Source organism: Aquimarina sp. RZ0 (assembly GCF_008370685.1).
Classification (GTDB): domain Bacteria; phylum Bacteroidota; class Bacteroidia; order Flavobacteriales; family Flavobacteriaceae; genus Aquimarina.
The window spans coordinates 1-17,955 of record NZ_VTZU01000022.1; the positions used below are offsets into that span (position 1 = coordinate 1).

Genomic DNA, 17,955 nt, shown 5'->3' on the forward strand with positions numbered 1-17,955 from the left:
GAGATATCTGGATGAATATTGTTATAAATTCAATAGAAGATACTTTGAATCCATATTCGACAGGGCTATCATAGCAGTGGTAGCTAGCAAAAAAATGGGAAATGTGTAAACTATCAGATAGTTATATTTATATATGTATAACACAGCATATCACTACTAAAATATACACATAGAGATTACTGATCTGGTATGAAAGACCAATTCCTCTGGAGTTACCCAAAGGAATTGATTAGCTATCCTCCTATCTTGTAGCTTCTACCGATTATTTTATATCTTCATCCTCTTCTTCGTTTGAAACAGAAGGCTCCCCATCTGGAGAGTACACCTCAAAATCTGTTACTAAGTCCTTTTCATAACTTGATAAAAATACTCCTGAGATAATCATCAGTAAGAGTCCAAATACATATTTCGTATACTGTTTATTTTTAAAATTTGTCTGCTCTGATACCTTTTCGACTTCAGGTTTGTTTTTTATTAATGTCATCAGACAGTATATTGTCACCATTATTTTTTTGATTTTTTTACTACTTTCTCCCCATTGCACTGATAAACTAAGCCTATTCTTTTCCTTTCTTTACTCAAAATCCACAAAACTGAGGATACGATACACCTACTTCTGATGATTGTATCACATCCTGATATCCCTGAGATTTGTATTAATCATAATTTAAAAATAACATACAATGAAAAACCAAAAAGAAAACACCGAGAAACAAGAGATTTTTAAGCCATTTATTGAGGACAACTCTTTTCACGATCCTAAAGACATAGACACTCCTAAACCTGATGGAGAGGCCTCTACCTCAAATGAAGAAGGGGAAGATAATGAAAAACCTGGGGAAAATATCTTTAAATAAAATTCAATACACAAAAAGCTTTCTATATCTTTAAAAGTGTATAGAAAGCTTTTTATCTTTTTTTTAGTAACTATTAATATAGTATGCTGTTATATGACAAAAACAATCAATTTTTTATGCTATCTTTTTATGCTATTTAGTTTTTTGGTGAGAAGTCAACCTGCTAAAACCATTGATAGCCTTACACAACTAGTATCGGCACAAGAAGGAATCGAACTTGCCAAAACCTTTAATGAATTATCCTGGGAGTATATGTATACTAATGATTCTTTGGCAATCGCATATGCAAAAAAAGCTGAGGAGCTAAGTAATGTATTAGATTATGCACCGGAACTGGCGACCAGTTATATTCGACAAGGAACTATTTACCTGATTAATAATCGTCTTGAAGTCGCAAAAGAGAATTTAAATAAAGCGCTAGCATTAGAAGAAAAAGAGCAAAATTTATCAGGGATTGGAAGAGCAAAAATACAATTAGCAATACTTTATAGAAAACAACAAGATTACAATAAAGCAATAGTATTGTATAACGAATGCTTGCTTATCCAAAAACGACTAAATAGTCAAAAGAAAATCGCTCGAATTTATAGAAATATTGCAGTTTTATATAAAACTAAAAATGAACCTATAAAAGCATTAGAATACTATCATAAAAGTATTGATCTTAGTGATTCCATACAGGATACAAAAGGATTGATCAAAGCTTATAAAAACCTGGGGGCATTTTATAATGATCAAAAGCAATATCAAAAAGCAATAATCATACTAGAAAAAGGTAGAAAACTCTGTATAGCACTACAAGATTCTATACAATTATCCAGTATACTTCTAAATTTAGGAGGATCATACAATGATATGAAAAAATTGGATACTGCATTCACTTATTTTAAGCAAAGTTTAGTGATAAAAGAAAAACTTGGTATCAAAAAACTGGCTCCCATTTATAATAATATTGGATCAGTTGAAGAAATGAGAGATCATTTTGACAAAGCCATAGCGTATTATCAAAAAAGTATTGCTATTGCACAACAGAATAAGAATGAACTACAATTAATAGACACCTATCATAATATAGGAAGGGCATACAAGAAAAAAAAGCAATACAGCGAAGCGCTAGACTACTATTTTAAAGCCTTAGCACTCGCCAAAAAACATAAAAGAGAGTATCGGGTACTGGATATTTTATCTGGAATTGGTAAAGTCTATGAACTATCAGAAGATTATCAAAATGCAAGCCGCTACAATGAAGAACATATTGTTATTAGGAATCAATTAGAAAAACAAGCCAGACAACATGAAGCCGCGATGCAGTTATTAAGTGAAGAACGAAATAAAAACAAAATTCTAAAGGCTGAAAAAGCAACCGCAACCGCAGAAATTAAAAGAAAAACAACCCAATTGATCGCTTTGATTACAGGATGTATCCTGCTTACCCTATTATTTTTTACATTATTTAGAAGCTATCGCCTCAAAAAACAAAATCAATTAGTCCTACAGAAAGAAAAAACAAAGCAAGCAGAAATAGAAGAATTATTAAAATCTCAGGAGCTCAAATCGATTCATGCCATGATTGATGGGCAGGAAAAAGAACGAAAACGCATCGCTCAGGATTTACACGATCGATTAGGGAGCATGCTATCTGTTGTCAAAATTCATTATAAATCTGTAGAGGAAAACCTCGAAAAAATGAAATCAGATGCCAAAGGTCAATATGATCAGGCAAATAAATTATTAGATGAAGCCTGCGTAGCAGTAAGAGAAATATCGCATAATATGGTATCGGGAGTATTGACTAAATTTGGCTTAATCCCTGCATTGCAAGAATTAAAAAACAATGTAGAAAATGCTGCTAAAATAGAGGTAGAACTCATAGATTATGGATTTGATGATCGAGTAGACAATGAATTAGAAATAAGCATCTATCGCATTGTACAAGAATTAATCGGCAATATCTTAAAACACGCCAATGCCACAGAAATCAGCATTCAATTATTAAAAAAAGAAGCCATCATCAATATTACAGTCATTGATAATGGTGATGGTTTTGATACCACGCATATCCATACCTTTTCTGGAATGGGAATTAAAGGGATACAATCCAGAGTAGAAAATCTGAACGGAGAAGTACTCTTTGATTCTGGTAGAGGAAACGGCACAACAGTAACAATCGATATACCCAAGAACCTATAAAAAAACAGATACTATGACACTCACAAAACCTATCCATGTTCTCATTGTAGATGATCACCAGATTGTCATCGATGGCATCCGTTCTTTACTAAAAAGCAGCGATGCTATTCATATTGCTGGTGAAGCACTCAACGGAAAAGAAGCCTTGACCTTATTAGCGCAAAAAACGATAGATATTATCATTCTGGACATAGAAATGCCCATTATGAACGGCATCGAACTCACTAAAATTATCAAGGAACAATACACAGATATAAAAGTACTAATTCTCACGATGTATGACACTCCAGAATTTGTACAACAAGCTATAGAAATAGAAGCAGATGGATATATTCTTAAAAACAGAGGTTCCGAAGAATTAGAATTAGCACTACAGACGCTGGCTGGCGGTGAAGAATATTATGGCAAAGAAGCTAATAAAACCTTACGATCCGGTGTGCGAAAAAAAAAGAACAGTACATCAACTGAAGTCCAACTGACCAAAAGAGAAATAGATGTACTACAATTAATTGCCGAAGGAAAAACAACGCCACAGATTGCAGATCAACTCTGCATAGCACATAGCACTGTAGAAACACATCGACGCAATCTAATAGAGAAAACACAGGTAGAAAATGCAACGAAAGGACTTATCAAATTTGCTATCAAGAATAAATATACGTTGTAGAGAATACACATCAAACCTGGTCAGTCAAGCGCAAAACACTCTTTTCGAATCGTATTAGAGTGTTTTTTGTGTCTAAAAAATCATGTCATTTTGATTCTCTTCGCGATAAAAAAATGACTCCTGCCAATTCTTAGATAAAATCACCGTAAACTACTTCAGGCTAGGCCCAGGAGGCATTTATTAGAAAAAAAAATCGATTTCGAGGCAAGACTCGGAGCATTTAGAGTATGTTTAAAAAGAATACAAGTTGAAAATCAATAGTTTGAGGTTCTGAGTACACTTCAAATTATGAGTATATCGAGATATTTACATTAATTTGAAGTAACCTCACGGTTCTTAAAATATTTGTTTTCAAGAAGTAAGGCTTTTAAACAAGCTCTTATACGATTTGTGATTAAAAAATTCGTATAAATTCATTGAATTATTTTTTCTTTATGCAAGGCAAAAAAATCAAGCATAGCTATAGCTACGGTTTATTTTTTAAACGAAGTAGAAAGGAAAAAGAAACGATGAATATGCGAAATTTTTAGTTATAAATCGTATTAAATCTCGATTATCGAGTAAACTGAATCAAATTGTTTTTTAGTACGACATGTGGAACAAAAAGAAATCATGTTAGTAGATAATTTCATTCGAGAATTGTATTACCTCTAATTAGAGTCCACAAGCTTATGATCAGTTACCAACAATAAAACACTAAAATATCCCCAATTCTGAGGATACAATTTCCATACTACTATGGTTTTACAGGAGTTTTTATAATCCCAATTTTGTAAGTATAAATAACCAATACACTTACAATGAAAAGTTTACAAATACAATATTCTAAGGAGGTTGCCAGAGAATTAGGAAAGATTGCCATCTATCTTCCCGGAGAAGAAGTCGAGGTAGGTGATATTCTCAGCTTTCCTTTCGGGAAAAGAGGACTGTTCCAAAAAGCAGCGCCGCTGGGAAGTTTTCAGAAAATTACCAGTCTTAAAAATTTAGGAATCTATTCGATGCCAATCCAAAAATCCAAAACTCCGGATTCCTATCGTTTTACCAGCAAGCAGGCAGTAAATTTCCAGTTGAATACTGGAGTCCAAGCAGATTTTGGCAATGAGGCTTTTCCTCAGGGGAAAGGAGAATTGCATATCAGCCTATCTGCAGAAGGTGCTATTTGTTTCTTTGCACTTCATTGCTATAAAACCTCATTAGAAGACATTACCGCTCTGGAAAATGAAATCAATACCAGAGGAAAAAAGATGGTATGGGAAGATACCTTTCTTGTTACTTCTGTTACGATTGCCAAAAAAGCATTAATCATACAATCCAATAGTGAACAATCAGAAATCACTCTTGGTGGTGATGTGCAAGGATTACAATCCGGCAGCTTAGGTACTTTAAAAGCAAGTGCCAAAATTCATATTAGTAAGCAAAAAGGTGATCTCTTAATCAAAGACTGGTCGGATGAGGTAACCGTTTTTATGGATCTCATGAAATTCGAAAAAGAAACTTTTGATGTCGCATATAAAAAAGAGGCTTTTATCCATGAGGATGTAAAAACCACCCCTCTAAAGTTAGTTCCTATCTCTGTTTCAGAAATATTAGAAGAACATACACATTAAAAACCAATCAAAAATAAGAAATATGAGAAGAGCACTGATCATAGGCATTAATCACTATAAAAATGCACCCCTAAAAGGATGTATCAAGGATGCCGAGAAAATAAATAGCGCATTGGCAACTCACGAAGATGGTTCTCCAAATTTTGATTGCAAACTACTCACTAGTTCAGAAGATGCCAAATACCCGATCACCGTTGCCAAACTAAAAAAAAATATTCATAACCTGTTTCATCAGGAAGCAGAGATTGCAGTACTTTATTTTTCTGGTCACGGAGCAACCAATGATATTGGCAGTTATATAGTAACGCAAGATGCCCATAAATATAATGAAGGCGTTTCATTACAGGAGATCATCACTATGGCAAATACTTCTAAGGTAAAAGAAGCCATTATTATACTGGATGCCTGTCATAGCGGACAGCTCGGGAATTCCTTAGAATTTGGTAATCGAAAAGCGGTGTTGAGAGAAGGGGTTTCTGTGCTTTCTTCCAGTAGAGACACACAGTATTCTGTAGAGCGAAATGGATCAGGGTTGTTTACCACTATTATTTATGAAGCGATGAATGGAGGTGCATCAGATATTCTGGGAAACATAACCGTAGCCGGTATTTATTACTTTGCTGATCAATTATTGAATTCCTGGGAGCAGCGCCCTGTGTTTAAATCCCATATCTCTAAAATGGCTTCGTTGCGATATTGCCCGCCAAAAATACCACTGGAAATTCTGAGAGAACTACCTGTTTATTTTGAAGAAAAAGAGCAAAAACTTCAACTCAATCCATTATACGAGGCTAGCATATCACCCAGAAACGAAGTATTTGAAGAAATTATGAAACACCTCAGAATGTTTCATACTAATGGACTTTTACTACCTGTAGACACCTTATTTATGTATGATGCAGCAAAAGATAGTAAAGCTTGTGAATTAACCTCTTTGGGAAAATTTTATTGGGACTTAGTCAGTAAAAAACAATTGTAATACCCTGTCTCAGGAGAATTCTGGTAATCCGATATCAACTAATCACGAATATATCAATGAAAAATACATTCTATACCCATAAATGGATCAGCTTTTTGATTGCGATAGGAATTCCACAGCTACTATTTTATATCCTTAAAGAGAATACAGACTATAAAGGAGCTTCTGCAATTACACATACACTTAAGGTATTAGGATTCAATAAGCATATGGAATTAGGTATAAAATCATTGTTATTCATCGGAGTACTTTCTTTTATACTGGCAGAATGGCTCTTTATACAATATTACAGATCCAAAATTGAAAAAGACATTACTACAAAAAAATTAAACACCGTATTAAAAGTATTCTGTTTAATAGAAAGCTATAGCATCCCAACACCCTTAAAAAGAAAACTAAAATCCTATTATTTATAGAAATTATGAACATCGTAGAAAAAAATGCTCTTGCACAGGAAATTTCCTTATATCTGTTTGCAAAATACACAACCAGCGAAATGGTAAAAAAAATGAACGATTATCAGGTAGATATATCCAAGAATACCATAGCAAAAAGATCGAGTCTAACAAGGATATTAAAAGAACAAGAAGAACAAGTATTACTTCGTATACAAAACAATGAACACATAAGAGGTATATTCGTAACACCTACAGGTACACCCAAAAAACCCAATGTCCCTCTGCCAACTAAACCAAAGAAAATATTCATTAGTCATTCTAAAAAAGATTTGATTTACGTTCAGGAAATCATCAACATTCTAGAAACGATTGGTATCTATAGTAACTTGATTTTTTGCAGTTCTTATGAAGGATATGGAAACCCTCTAGGTTCTAATTATCTAGAAGTGTTAAAAAACGAATTACAAGGCAATACCCTTGTACTATTTGTATTGTCTCAGAATTTCTTCAGCAGCAGAACTTGTCTTTGTGAAATGGGAGCTGCGTGGATATTAACTCAGCAGCATATCCCTATGTATATCCCTCCTTTTCAGGGAGAAGATGTACAAGGAGTTTTCCCGACAACCCAAGGAATGTCTATCAATAAAAAATCACAACTGATCTTATTAAAAGAACGCCTGGAAAAAGATTTCGATATCCAGAACAAAAGATCATATGTAAAATGGAATCAGCAAATAGATAGATCTCTTCATATCATTAATAGCAACATACAATGAAACAGGTTTCAAAAAAAATATCGTCTGTAACTACATATTCCTCAATGGCATGTGCTATAGTATTGGTTCTTGGTATTTTCTATTTCCCGATAGTCTATTATACATTTCTAAGAGCCTTTATTACGCTAGGTGCAATTCACGTAATCATCAGAAGTAGTATCGCAAAAGAATATCTATGGGCAGCAATTTTTCTGATCATTGCCATACTCTTCAATCCTTATGTTCCAATTTATCTCTATCAAAAATTCAAATGGATATGGATAGATCTATTGGTTGCGCTATTATTTCTAATGGATTTTTACCAACCTAAACCGAAAAAAGAAGAAAAAACTAAGCATAAACAGACGATCCGACGATATCATAGAGATAAAATCTATTAATCTAGATATACATTAAAAAATAATCATATAACAAAACAGGTACGACCCTATTAATCTTATAACGAATAACATATACAGCATCATAGCTATTAAATATCAATCTATTATAAAAAACAACGACCATGGAAATACTACAACAATTCACTAAAAAGAAAGAAGAAAAATCGGATTCAGCACCTAAAAACGGAATCTCTATAGAGACCAGAAACCAATCTGGTGTAGCCTATGAAGATGCCAAAGCTTGCGGCGGGAGAACACCGAATCTAAAAGCATCTCTGGAAACACTCTATGAGCAATTCTTTACAAAAACCAAAAAAGATACTTTTGAACAGGAAAAACTAAAGCAGCCTTATCTTATTGAGCAGGAAAGTCTGCGGATAAAAACATCCCATACAGAAGAAGAAATAAAAACAATAAAAAAAACGCAGGAAGAAGCTCAATCCGAAATCAATACACTTCATCAGGAAGGAGTGATGACGATCAACAATCAGGAAACGCTGGAAAAGATGAAACCGCAATCCAATATAAAATTATGGTTAGGTGTATTTCTCATAATCCCGTTGAGTTTATATATCGGTATCTTTTATATCTCTACGGCATATTCTGCTTTTTTTAAGGAATTCGACCCCAATGTCAGCCTTTTTCAAACCATTTTTGAAGCACAAGCATTAACAAGAGCCTATGAGGCAGGATGGATGGAAGCAGGATTTATATTGCTAATCCCTTTTGTATTCTTTTCACTTGGATACCTGATTCATATGCTCTGGAGTCAGAAAAAATGGAGTGGCTATATCAAAGTTGCACTCCTCTTTATCATTACCTTTTCTTTTGATGCGATTCTGGCATATCTCATTGATCAAAAAGAATACAACTTTAATAAAACACCTGATTCTCCAGAGTTCACCCTATCCGGAGCTTTTCTGGATCCTACCTTTTGGTTGATCATATTTGCCGGTTTTGTTTCTTATATCGTTTGGGGGCTTGTCTTTGATATGATTATGATAGAAAACAGCAAGAGAGATGCACTACTTTATTTTAGAAAAAACCATACAGAAAAACTACAACAAAAAAACAAACAACTTACCAAAATACAGGAAAAACTAGAGCAAGCTGAAGAAGAAAGCGACTCTAACAAAGTACGATTAAAAGAATTAGAATGTATCATTGACGGTTTTATCCTGCCTATCCAGAATTATAAAGTATTTGCTATAGAATATCTAAAAGGCTGGCAAAAATATATTGCCGCAGAACTTCCTATCGGGCAAGAACAAAAAACAAAACTGCTCAACGAATGCAGCATTACCTATCAATCACATATACAAGCATTGGATCTGGTTGCTGATGACTACCAAAACAAGGTATTTACCAAGGCATTATAATATATCACCTACCACCCAACAACGATTTTTATTAAAATAGAACTCATCCTGGCTTTTATTTTTTTAGGAAATAGTCAAGAAGAGCTAACACTAATACAACCAAAAAAATGAATTATTTCTCTAATATCCGTATCGCTTTTTTAAGTATTCTGCTAAGCTGCCATAACCAATATGGGCAGAGTGCAGCACCTTCTGGGCAACTACATAGGCAGATCACTACTGCTCAATTTCCCAAATATATCTGCGACAATACCATCAATAATCTAAATATAAGCGTCCTGTTAGATCTCTCTGACAGGATTGAGGCTCCTGATCAAAAAGAAAACGATATTCGGAACCTGATGAGTATTGCCCAAATATTCAAAGATCACATTATGAAGAAAAGGTTTAATCAATTAAAAGACCGTATCAACGTTTTTTTTGAACCTAATCCGTCACTGAATAAAACCCACGAGGTTATTGAAAAATTAAAATTCGATATCACTAAAAATTCTTCAAAAAAAGTGATGGAATCCATTGAGAAAAACTATGCAGAATATCCACCTCTCTTGTATGAATGGGCTCAGAAAAACCCAGAAACAAAAAAAGGTGCCGCTATCTGGAGGTTCTTTAAGAATAAAGCGGCTGATAATTGTATTAAAGAATGCCATAGAAATATCCTTATCATTTTTACAGATGGATATTTATATCACAAAGGCGATTTTCTAAAAGTTGAAAACAGAACCAGCTATATCAATCAAAAAATAATCAACACCTCAGCACTATATCAATACGATTGGAAAACCTATGCAAAAGAAAAAGATATGGGAATCCTATGGAAGCAAGAAGATACCTTAAAAAATCTGGAAGTTCTTGTATTGGGCATCCATAAAAATAATAATCAAAATCCAAACGCAGAAGAGATTATCACGCACTATTGGAGTCAATGGTTTCAGGAAATGGGGATTGATCATTATACTATTAAAAGTACAGATGCTACAGTATATCTAAAAGAGGCTATTAACGATTTTATACTGTATAGAAAATAGTAGCAAAACCATTTTTTCATATATCAAAACTACCTACTTATGAAAATATTTCTACACTATTGGTTAGAAAACAATGAAAACCCAAAAAAGTATTTGGTGGATCTTTTTCTTGTTGTTATTATTTTTATCTCTATTTCAGATTTTTGTTTTGAAAGCATACTTGGATCATTACCCTATAGCCTGTCACTAATAGATGAAGGCATCATTATTATTTTCATTTTAGAATATCTGGCACGTTTCTATATCTGTAGTAATTTTAGAAAAGACTACAAAGAAAAAGGATGGATATATGCCATAAAACAAAAAATAAAATGGATGCTCCAATGGTCTTCTATCATTGATTTTTTGGCCATCATACCTACAATCAACTATTTCAAAATGTTTAGGATGCTTCGCTATCTTAGATTAATAAGACTCATTCGGCTTCTTAAAGCGTTCAAAATTATTAGAGACATTCATAAACTCATCATTATCCTAAAAGGAATGCGAGAAGAGAATCGTGTCTTTTATCTGTTTTTTAGCGCTACCATTACACTAATCCTCATCACCTCATTAGGATTATACATTACAGAAAGTACAGCCAGTAAAGACTTTAATTCTTATACCGATAGTTTACTATATGCATTAAAAACAATAGAACTACTAGATGATACGCCAACTACCTTTATTGGCAAAATACTCTCTAGTTTCTTACTCATTTCTAACATAGCCATATTTGGCTTCTTTATTTCAATCATTAGCAATAAAATCAAAATACTTATGGATACGATCACCACCGGAAAAATACAAAAACTAAACCTAACCAACCATACAGTGATTTGCGGATATACCAAATCATCACAGAATGTAATCAAAGATCTGTTACGAGAAAGGAGAAATCATAATCAGGTAGTATTAATCACTACAAAAACTATCGAGGACATCTCTGGAGTAATCTATGTACATGCCGATTATACCGAATATAAAAGCCTGGAAAAAGTAAACATTACCAAAGCAAAGAATGCCATTGTATTTGGAGAATCCAAAGAATCAGATACGATCCGAGATATTGATTTAAGAACTGTAATGACGATCTTTCATATAGAAAAAATGGCACCTCATGTACATACCATTGCAGAAATCAATGATTCTCAAAATGCAGAAATCATACAAGATAAAATTAATGGAGATGAAATCATTTACAAAGAACTTATAGATGCCAAAATCATTAGTAATTGCATAAAAACACCTAACATATCAAATTTGTTTTATGATCTTTTTGACCTCAAAAAAGAATCGGGCATTCAGACAACAACACTAGCCGCTCTGGCATTTACCAAAGCTGTTGAGGTAAAAAAAGTGAAACAGCGGTTTATAGAATTGGATAAAACTTTTCTGGGCATCATTGATGCTCAAAACAAATCACATATATCACCTCGTAATGCCACTATGGTAACGGATCAATGTCAACTCATTTATATCTGACAAACACGCTAACATAGCCTGTAAAGCAACTCTAAAAAGAGTTGCTTTTTTTATAAAAAATCTCATCAAACCGCTACTGGATGCGTAGCACAACGCATCTTTTAAATTGTTAAAAGTAAACTTCGAGGCAAACCACAGAACATTTAAACGATGATCATCGAGTAAAAATCCCCAATTCTGAGGATATAATCTACTAAAATCTGACGATTGTTTCCCCTATAGTAATCTACGAAATTTGAACTATAAATTAATCAATAATCAAAATTATTAAAAAATGAGTAATCCAAAATTTCAAATCAAAGAAAGTAGTAATGATCAATTTTTCTTTAACCTTCATGCCTTAAATGGGCAGGTAATCTTAACCAGTGAACTATACACCACAAAGCAAGGATGTAAAGGAGGAATTACCTCGGTACAAAAAAATGCAATCATAGATGATCGATATGAGCGCAAAGAGGCTAAAAACGGACAATTCTTCTTTATACTAAAGGCTGCTAATGGAGAACCTATCGGAAAAAGCGAACTATATACCACCAAAGCTGCAAGAGAAAATGGTATCGCCTCTGTGAAAAAAAATGCTCCAATAGCGAGTATCGAAGATGCAACGGTAACGGTATAGGGACACTGCTGTAATTGTGAATACTAAAGGTTGCTCTCGAAGAAAAACAACTTTTTCCTGAGCAACCTAATCATCAATAGGCAAGATACACATGGCTTTTAAATATCATAAACGCATCAGGCTGGGTAAAGGAATAGGATTGAATATTAGTAAATCCGGAATTTCTACCAGTTTCCGATCCAAAATTGGTTCTATTAGCTCCAGAGGCTATAGCATCAGAACCGGAATTCCCGGACTATCTTATAGAAAATCTTTTAAGAAAGGAAAAGGATGTTTGCTTTTTTGTATGCTGCTTATCAGTATTCCTTTCACCACATTTTCTATACTCTTCTATCTTCTATAAACCTATCATCATACCTCTTGTATACCTATGAAAAATCAAACTCTTATAAAACCTTTACTAATACTATTAGTACTCTTATCTATTTCTAATGGATGCACACCGCCAGATAGCAGTATTCCTGTGAATAACAATACACCATCCGTACTATGTATAGATACCAATTGTTCGGATTACAGCTCTCAGCAAGCAGCACAGGCTGCCTATGATGCCGATCCTGAATGCAGAAATGATCTGGATCACGATAATGATGGTATTGCCTGCGAACATTTAGGCACCGCAACTACTGATTGTCTTACTACAGCAAACTGCGGATGTTCCGGAAAAAGAAAAGCAGCATGCATACAAGACCCCTGTTGCCAATGGAAAGTAGGCGAAGGATGTATGTGTAACTAATGATAAACAACAAGACCTATGATCAATACACTTATCTCCTCTTTATTTTTTGCAATAACCATAACAACAGCAGTTCCGATCAGATCATCAGATACAGATGTGTATATCTGTAAAGGACCGAGAAGTAAAAAATATCATCACCGTAAAAATTGTCGTGGACTCAAAAGATGTTCGACCCGAATCTACAAGGTATGCCTCAAAGAAGCTACAAACAAAGGCAGAACCCTATGCGGGTGGGAGGATTAGGTTCTTAATAATTATGAATCAATTAAATCTAAAGAAATGATAAAAAAAATAAACCTGAAACAGGTAGCTACTTATGATACGGATGGGGCTCAAATTGATAATTTAAAAAAAATAAACTTCATATATGGAGCCAATGGATGTGGGAAAACAACCATATCGAATTATTTACAGAATCCGAAAGATACAAAATATGAAGACTGCACATTAGAGACAGAAAATACTCAGGAAATAAAAACATTAGTCTACAATAAAGAATTTAGAAACCGAAACTTTGGTAAAGGAAAACTTGGAGGGATTTTTACACTTGGAGAAGCTACAAATGAAGAAATAAAAACTATTGAAGAGAAGATAGAAATTTCTAAAACCTTAAAAGCAGATGAAAGAAGAATGAGAGAAACTCTAGAATCTCAGATTCAGAAAAAGGAAACTCTGATGTTAGATTTTAAGGAATTTTCATGGAAAAAAATTTACAAAAAATATGAACCCATTTTTAAAGATGCCTTTGTAGGTTCAATTAGTAAAGAAAAATTTAAAGACAGGTTATTGCAGGAATCTACAAATAATATTTCTCCCATAAGTACATTTGATTCTCTTAAAGCAAAAGCTAAAACAATTTTTGGTGAAGTCCCACAAAGTATTTTTTCAATAAATGAAATTGAATTTAACAAAATACTCGAAATAGAGAATACTCCTATTTGGCAAAAAATAATTGTGGGTAAATCTGATGTAGATATAGCAAAACTTATCCAAAAGCTGAATATCAATGACTGGGTAAATGAAGGTCGCACTTATATTCAGGACGATAAAAACTGCCCATTTTGTCAACAGAAGACAATTACTAAAGATTTCAAGAACCAATTAGACAGTTTTTTTGATGACGTATTTGTAGAAGATATAAAACTGATTAAGGAATTGAAAGAAGGATACAATCTACTTACTTCTAACCTGATTCACGAATTAAATACTATAGAATCAAATCAACGTAGTTTAAGCGACACAAAACTTAATATCGAAAAATTTTCAGCCTGTCTTAAAACAGTAATCAGCCTGAGTACTACTAATAATCAACTGTTAAACAATAAAATTAAAGAACCCAGCAGAAGCATTGAATTAGTAAAATTAAAAGAGCAATTAGAACTGATTTCAGGCTTGATAACAGATGCAAATTTTGAGATAAAAAAACACAATGATATTGTTGTAAATTTTAAAGTTGAAAAAGAAAAACTCATCCAACTCATATGGAAATATATCGCAGATGAATTTAGTACCGAGCTAGGAAAATTTAATACCGAAAATAAAGGATTTCAAAAAGGTATAGATTCATTAAACGGTAAAATAGAAGCAAAATTAAAGGATTTTAATTTACTAAACTCTGAAATAAAAAATCTGAATAAAAATGTTACCAGTATTCAACCCACAATTGATGAAATAAATAGATTACTAAAAACTTATGGTTTTACTAATTTTAAAATCGTGCCCGCCGATGACGAAGGGTTTTATCAGATTAAACGAGAAGATGGTACCATTGCAGAAACAACATTGAGTGAAGGAGAAATTACATTTATTACTTTTTTATATTATCTTCAATTAGCAAAAGGAGGAGAGAGTGAAGATACTGTAACTGATGAAAGAATTCTCGTTATAGACGACCCTATTTGTAGCTTGGATAGTAACATCTTATTTGTTGTCAGTACTCTTATAAAAGAAATTATTAAAGGCATAAAATCAGGAAAAGGAAATATTAAACAAATCATTGTTTTAACGCATAACATTTATTTCCATAAAGAAGTATCTTATGAAGATAGAAAAGATAGAGGCGAAAAAGCTCTTTATTGGATTATCCGAAAAAATCAAAATCGATCTACAATACAAAGTTATGGAGAAAAAAATCCGATCAAATCATCCTATGAATTACTATGGAGAGAAATAAAAGAATGGCAAAAAAGCTCTGGAATAACAATTCAGAATACTATGAGAAGGATTTTGGAAAACTTCTTTAATATTTTAGGAAACAAAAGGAATGATTTTTTGGTTGATAAATTTTCTTCTGCTGAAGAAAAAAGCATTTGCAGATCTCTTTTAAGCTGGACAAATGAAGGATCACATACTTTCCCTGATGATTTGTTTGTTGAAACTCCAGAAGAAACTATTTCGAGATATTTGGTCGTCTTTAAGAACATATTTACTCATACAGAAAATAAAGGGCATTACAATATGATGATGGAAATAAAAAGTGAAGATGATTAAAATGCAATTTTAGAGATGCATTCTTAATTTTATTAAAATCTATCTATTAAAGTTAAGTAAGTAGTATCTAATCTTATTAGTATACATACTAGCATTTTTTTAGAATATATAAGGTATAACCAAGATCAATGGTTTCTACAGTTTCAAAACCAAAACGCTGATACCAAACTATATTTGATGCAACTGAAGTTTCGAGATATATTGGGGTAGTGCCACAAAATGTCACTACCTCCTCTAGTAATTTGCTTCCTTTTCTTTTTTTTTGATGATTAGGGTCAACACCTATAAACCATAAATGAACAAAACAATGATCGGGATGTTTACTTTTCAGCAATCGATCTCTTTTCAAAGCTTTAGGCACTTTTTTTAACCCTATTACTTCAAAAATCAGTTTCAAATCCCAAATAACAGTACTCCAACTGAATTTTTTAAGTTTTGGATATAAAATAATACACGCAGCGTTCTCATCTTCTGAAATAAATATTTTACCGAATTTTAACCCATATAAAAAACAGTATTCTATTAATTTTTTTAATCTTATTTCTCTGTTAGCATCTTGCTTTACTATATAATTAATAGATGTATTCTTATCAAAAGAGTGGCTAATAATATCAACAATTCTGGATTTATCTTCTAGAGTAGCTACCCGCATATGAAATTATAAGTTGTTGCACAGAATTCCGTATTTTTACCATATCATACAAAGATACAAATGCAACCAACATATACCTATCCCTTTACTGCGATAAAAGCTCAGGAAGATTTAAAATTATGCTTATTACTCAATCTGATTGACCCCAGTATTGGTGGGGTACTCGCCACAGGAGATAAGGGAACAGCTAAGACAACCATGGTTCGCGGATTAAGTCAGCTGATGGGAGGCGATTTTCCATTTGTTAATTTACCTATCGGAGCTACAGAAGATCGGGTACTAGGGAGTATTAATCTGGAAGCTTTAATAAATCAAAAAACAACTGTTGTCGATAAAGGATTATTGACGCAGGCGCATCAAGGATTTTTATATATTGATGAGATTAATTTACTTAATGACTACCTGATGGATGTATTGCTGGATGCTTCTGCTACCGGTGGATATCATCTCGAGCGAGAAGGTATTTCTCAATGGATGGACAGTCGCTTTTCTCTGGTAGGCACTATGAATCCAGAAGAAGGTGCCTTGAGACCACAATTACTGGATCGGTTTGGATTAAGTGTTACCATAGCCACTCCAACAGATAAAAAAGTACGTTCTCAGATTGCTATGCAGCGACTTCAGTTTGATAGTGATCCAACAGCATACTATCTGCAATTCGAAAAAGAAGAGCAGGCTATCAAGGAACATATTCTTTTTGCAAAACAACAAATACATACGATCAAAATTCCAGAAAAAGTACAGGAACAATGCGCCGCACTTACGATTACAAATCAAGTAGAAGGAATGCGGGCAGATATTCTGTTACTCAAAACTGCGAGAGCATACGCCGCTTATCATAATCAAACAGAAGTAAGCCCGGAAATGGTAGATACAATAGCCCCTTTTGTATTGCAGCATCGCGCTAAAGAGTATACACCACCATCTGATCAAGATCCTAACGATCAGAATGACCAAAGCAAAAATTCACAAGAACAGGAAGCAACTGAGGAGCAGTCTTCTAATACTACCGAATTTCAGTTACCCAAAGCAGTACAACAGGGATTGCAATTCTCTGCTCCCAAAAAAAGTAAACAGCAAGAAATAAAACTGGATGTTCTTAACAAAGTTTCACCAGTAGCTTATCCTTCTCAAAAACAGACTGATCTTGCTATTCTAAAATCCGTAAAAACATATCTAAAAACAGGTAGTTTTCGACCCATATATAAGCAATTTACTGAGAAATCGATGGTTCGCATCATCTTTTTGATAGATACCAGTGCTTCTATGGCGATGGGCCAACAAATGGGATATATCAAAGGAATTATCGAAAAAACGATTCACGCATATCCATCACAAAAAATACACTATGCTATGGTGGCACTACAAGATACAACCGCTAAAATATTACAAGAATTCACTACAAATACCAAACAGATTACTAATCTGAATTATGAGTTAAGAACTGGTGGAAAAACTAACTTAGGTGCTGCTTTTTTTAAAGTATATGAACTTTTAAGATCTCTAAACCCTCAACTCACCCAATTATTTGTTTTTACAGATGGAAAAGCAAACACAGGTTGTACAGAACCATTTCAATATGCGATCAATACCTATAAAAAACATCTGAGTAAAGTGCTAAAAACGACAATAATTGATACCGAGAGTAGTTTTGTGAAATTAGGTAAAGCAAAACAATTGGCACACCTATTACAACTGGAGTATGCAGCCGTTTCTGATTTTTAACTGAT

General features: G+C 33.4%; 19 protein-coding genes and 1 pseudogene. 18 read left to right on the forward strand and 2 right to left on the reverse strand.

The features are described 5' to 3' along the window. Positions 1-109, forward strand: a pseudogene (locus F0000_RS28260) (IS1595 family transposase); the annotation flags it as partial. Between the two features lie 153 nt (positions 110-262). On the opposite strand, the gene F0000_RS09900 reads toward F0000_RS28260, so the two are convergent. Continuing rightward, complete coding sequence (locus F0000_RS09900) at positions 263-484, reverse strand: hypothetical protein (protein ID WP_149624564.1); 222 nt, start codon at positions 482-484, stop codon at positions 263-265. 199 nt (positions 485-683) lie between these two features. On the opposite strand from F0000_RS09900, the gene F0000_RS27710 reads away from it, so the two are divergent. The 16 genes from F0000_RS27710 (at position 684) to F0000_RS09975 (ending at position 15,573) form a co-directional block, all read left to right on the forward strand. Continuing rightward, positions 684-857, forward strand: coding sequence for a hypothetical protein (locus F0000_RS27710; RefSeq protein WP_188112081.1), 174 nt, complete (start codon positions 684-686; stop codon positions 855-857). Between the two features lie 93 nt (positions 858-950). Continuing rightward, positions 951-3,047, forward strand: a complete 2,097-nt coding sequence (locus tag F0000_RS09905; RefSeq protein WP_149624565.1) for a tetratricopeptide repeat protein — start codon at positions 951-953, stop codon at positions 3,045-3,047. A 13-nt stretch (positions 3,048-3,060) separates the two neighbouring features. Beyond that, positions 3,061-3,714, forward strand: coding sequence for a response regulator transcription factor (locus tag F0000_RS09910; protein ID WP_149624566.1), 654 nt, complete (start codon positions 3,061-3,063; stop codon positions 3,712-3,714). A gap of 800 nt (positions 3,715-4,514) precedes the next feature. Continuing rightward, positions 4,515-5,321 carry a hypothetical protein gene (locus F0000_RS09915; protein WP_149624567.1) on the forward strand — a complete coding sequence of 269 codons (807 nt, stop codon included), beginning with the start codon at positions 4,515-4,517 and terminating at the stop codon, positions 5,319-5,321. 22 nt (positions 5,322-5,343) lie between these two features. Then, positions 5,344-6,300 carry a caspase family protein gene (locus F0000_RS09920; protein ID WP_149624568.1) on the forward strand — a complete coding sequence of 319 codons (957 nt, stop codon included), beginning with the start codon at positions 5,344-5,346 and terminating at the stop codon, positions 6,298-6,300. Positions 6,301-6,356: 56 nt separating this feature from the next. Next, on the forward strand, positions 6,357-6,716 hold the full coding sequence (locus F0000_RS09925; protein ID WP_149624569.1) for a hypothetical protein: 360 nt from the start codon (positions 6,357-6,359) through the stop codon (positions 6,714-6,716). 5 nt (positions 6,717-6,721) lie between these two features. Continuing rightward, a complete protein-coding gene (locus F0000_RS09930) occupies positions 6,722-7,474 on the forward strand; it encodes a toll/interleukin-1 receptor domain-containing protein (RefSeq protein WP_149624570.1) in 753 nt (250 codons plus the stop codon). Next, positions 7,471-7,854: a DUF6804 family protein gene (locus F0000_RS09935; protein ID WP_149624571.1), complete on the forward strand. Its 384-nt coding sequence runs from the start codon at positions 7,471-7,473 to the stop codon at positions 7,852-7,854. Before F0000_RS09930 ends, F0000_RS09935 begins: the two co-directional genes overlap by 4 nt. Positions 7,855-7,976: 122 nt before the next feature. Next, a complete protein-coding gene (locus F0000_RS09940) occupies positions 7,977-9,233 on the forward strand; it encodes a hypothetical protein (protein WP_149624572.1) in 1,257 nt (418 codons plus the stop codon). Positions 9,234-9,340: 107 nt separating this feature from the next. Further along, positions 9,341-10,261 carry a hypothetical protein gene (locus F0000_RS09945; RefSeq protein WP_149624573.1) on the forward strand — a complete coding sequence of 307 codons (921 nt, stop codon included), beginning with the start codon at positions 9,341-9,343 and terminating at the stop codon, positions 10,259-10,261. A 39-nt stretch (positions 10,262-10,300) separates the two neighbouring features. Continuing rightward, entirely contained in the window at positions 10,301-11,725 is a 1,425-nt protein-coding gene (locus F0000_RS09950; protein ID WP_149624574.1) for an NAD-binding protein, read from the forward strand. Positions 11,726-11,999: 274 nt separating this feature from the next. Further along, entirely contained in the window at positions 12,000-12,344 is a 345-nt protein-coding gene (locus F0000_RS09955; RefSeq protein WP_149624575.1) for a YegP family protein, read from the forward strand. 91 nt (positions 12,345-12,435) lie between these two features. Further along, positions 12,436-12,687 carry a DUF4236 domain-containing protein gene (locus F0000_RS09960; protein WP_149624576.1) on the forward strand — a complete coding sequence of 84 codons (252 nt, stop codon included), beginning with the start codon at positions 12,436-12,438 and terminating at the stop codon, positions 12,685-12,687. Positions 12,688-12,714: 27 nt separating this feature from the next. Beyond that, entirely contained in the window at positions 12,715-13,080 is a 366-nt protein-coding gene (locus tag F0000_RS09965; RefSeq protein WP_149624577.1) for an excalibur calcium-binding domain-containing protein, read from the forward strand. An 18-nt stretch (positions 13,081-13,098) separates the two neighbouring features. Next, positions 13,099-13,326: a hypothetical protein gene (locus F0000_RS09970; protein ID WP_149624578.1), complete on the forward strand. Its 228-nt coding sequence runs from the start codon at positions 13,099-13,101 to the stop codon at positions 13,324-13,326. A 36-nt stretch (positions 13,327-13,362) separates the two neighbouring features. After that, the gene (locus F0000_RS09975) at positions 13,363-15,573 is read left to right on the forward strand and encodes an AAA family ATPase (RefSeq protein WP_149624579.1); all 2,211 of its coding nucleotides are present in this window, start codon (positions 13,363-13,365) and stop codon (positions 15,571-15,573) included. A gap of 88 nt (positions 15,574-15,661) precedes the next feature. Here F0000_RS09975 and F0000_RS09980 read toward each other — a convergent pair whose 3' ends face one another. Then, complete coding sequence (locus F0000_RS09980) at positions 15,662-16,225, reverse strand: N-acetyltransferase (protein WP_149624580.1); 564 nt, start codon at positions 16,223-16,225, stop codon at positions 15,662-15,664. 60 nt (positions 16,226-16,285) lie between these two features. On the opposite strand from F0000_RS09980, the gene F0000_RS09985 reads away from it, so the two are divergent. Continuing rightward, entirely contained in the window at positions 16,286-17,950 is a 1,665-nt protein-coding gene (locus F0000_RS09985) for an AAA family ATPase (protein WP_149624581.1), read from the forward strand. Positions 17,951-17,955: the final 5 nt, after the last annotated feature.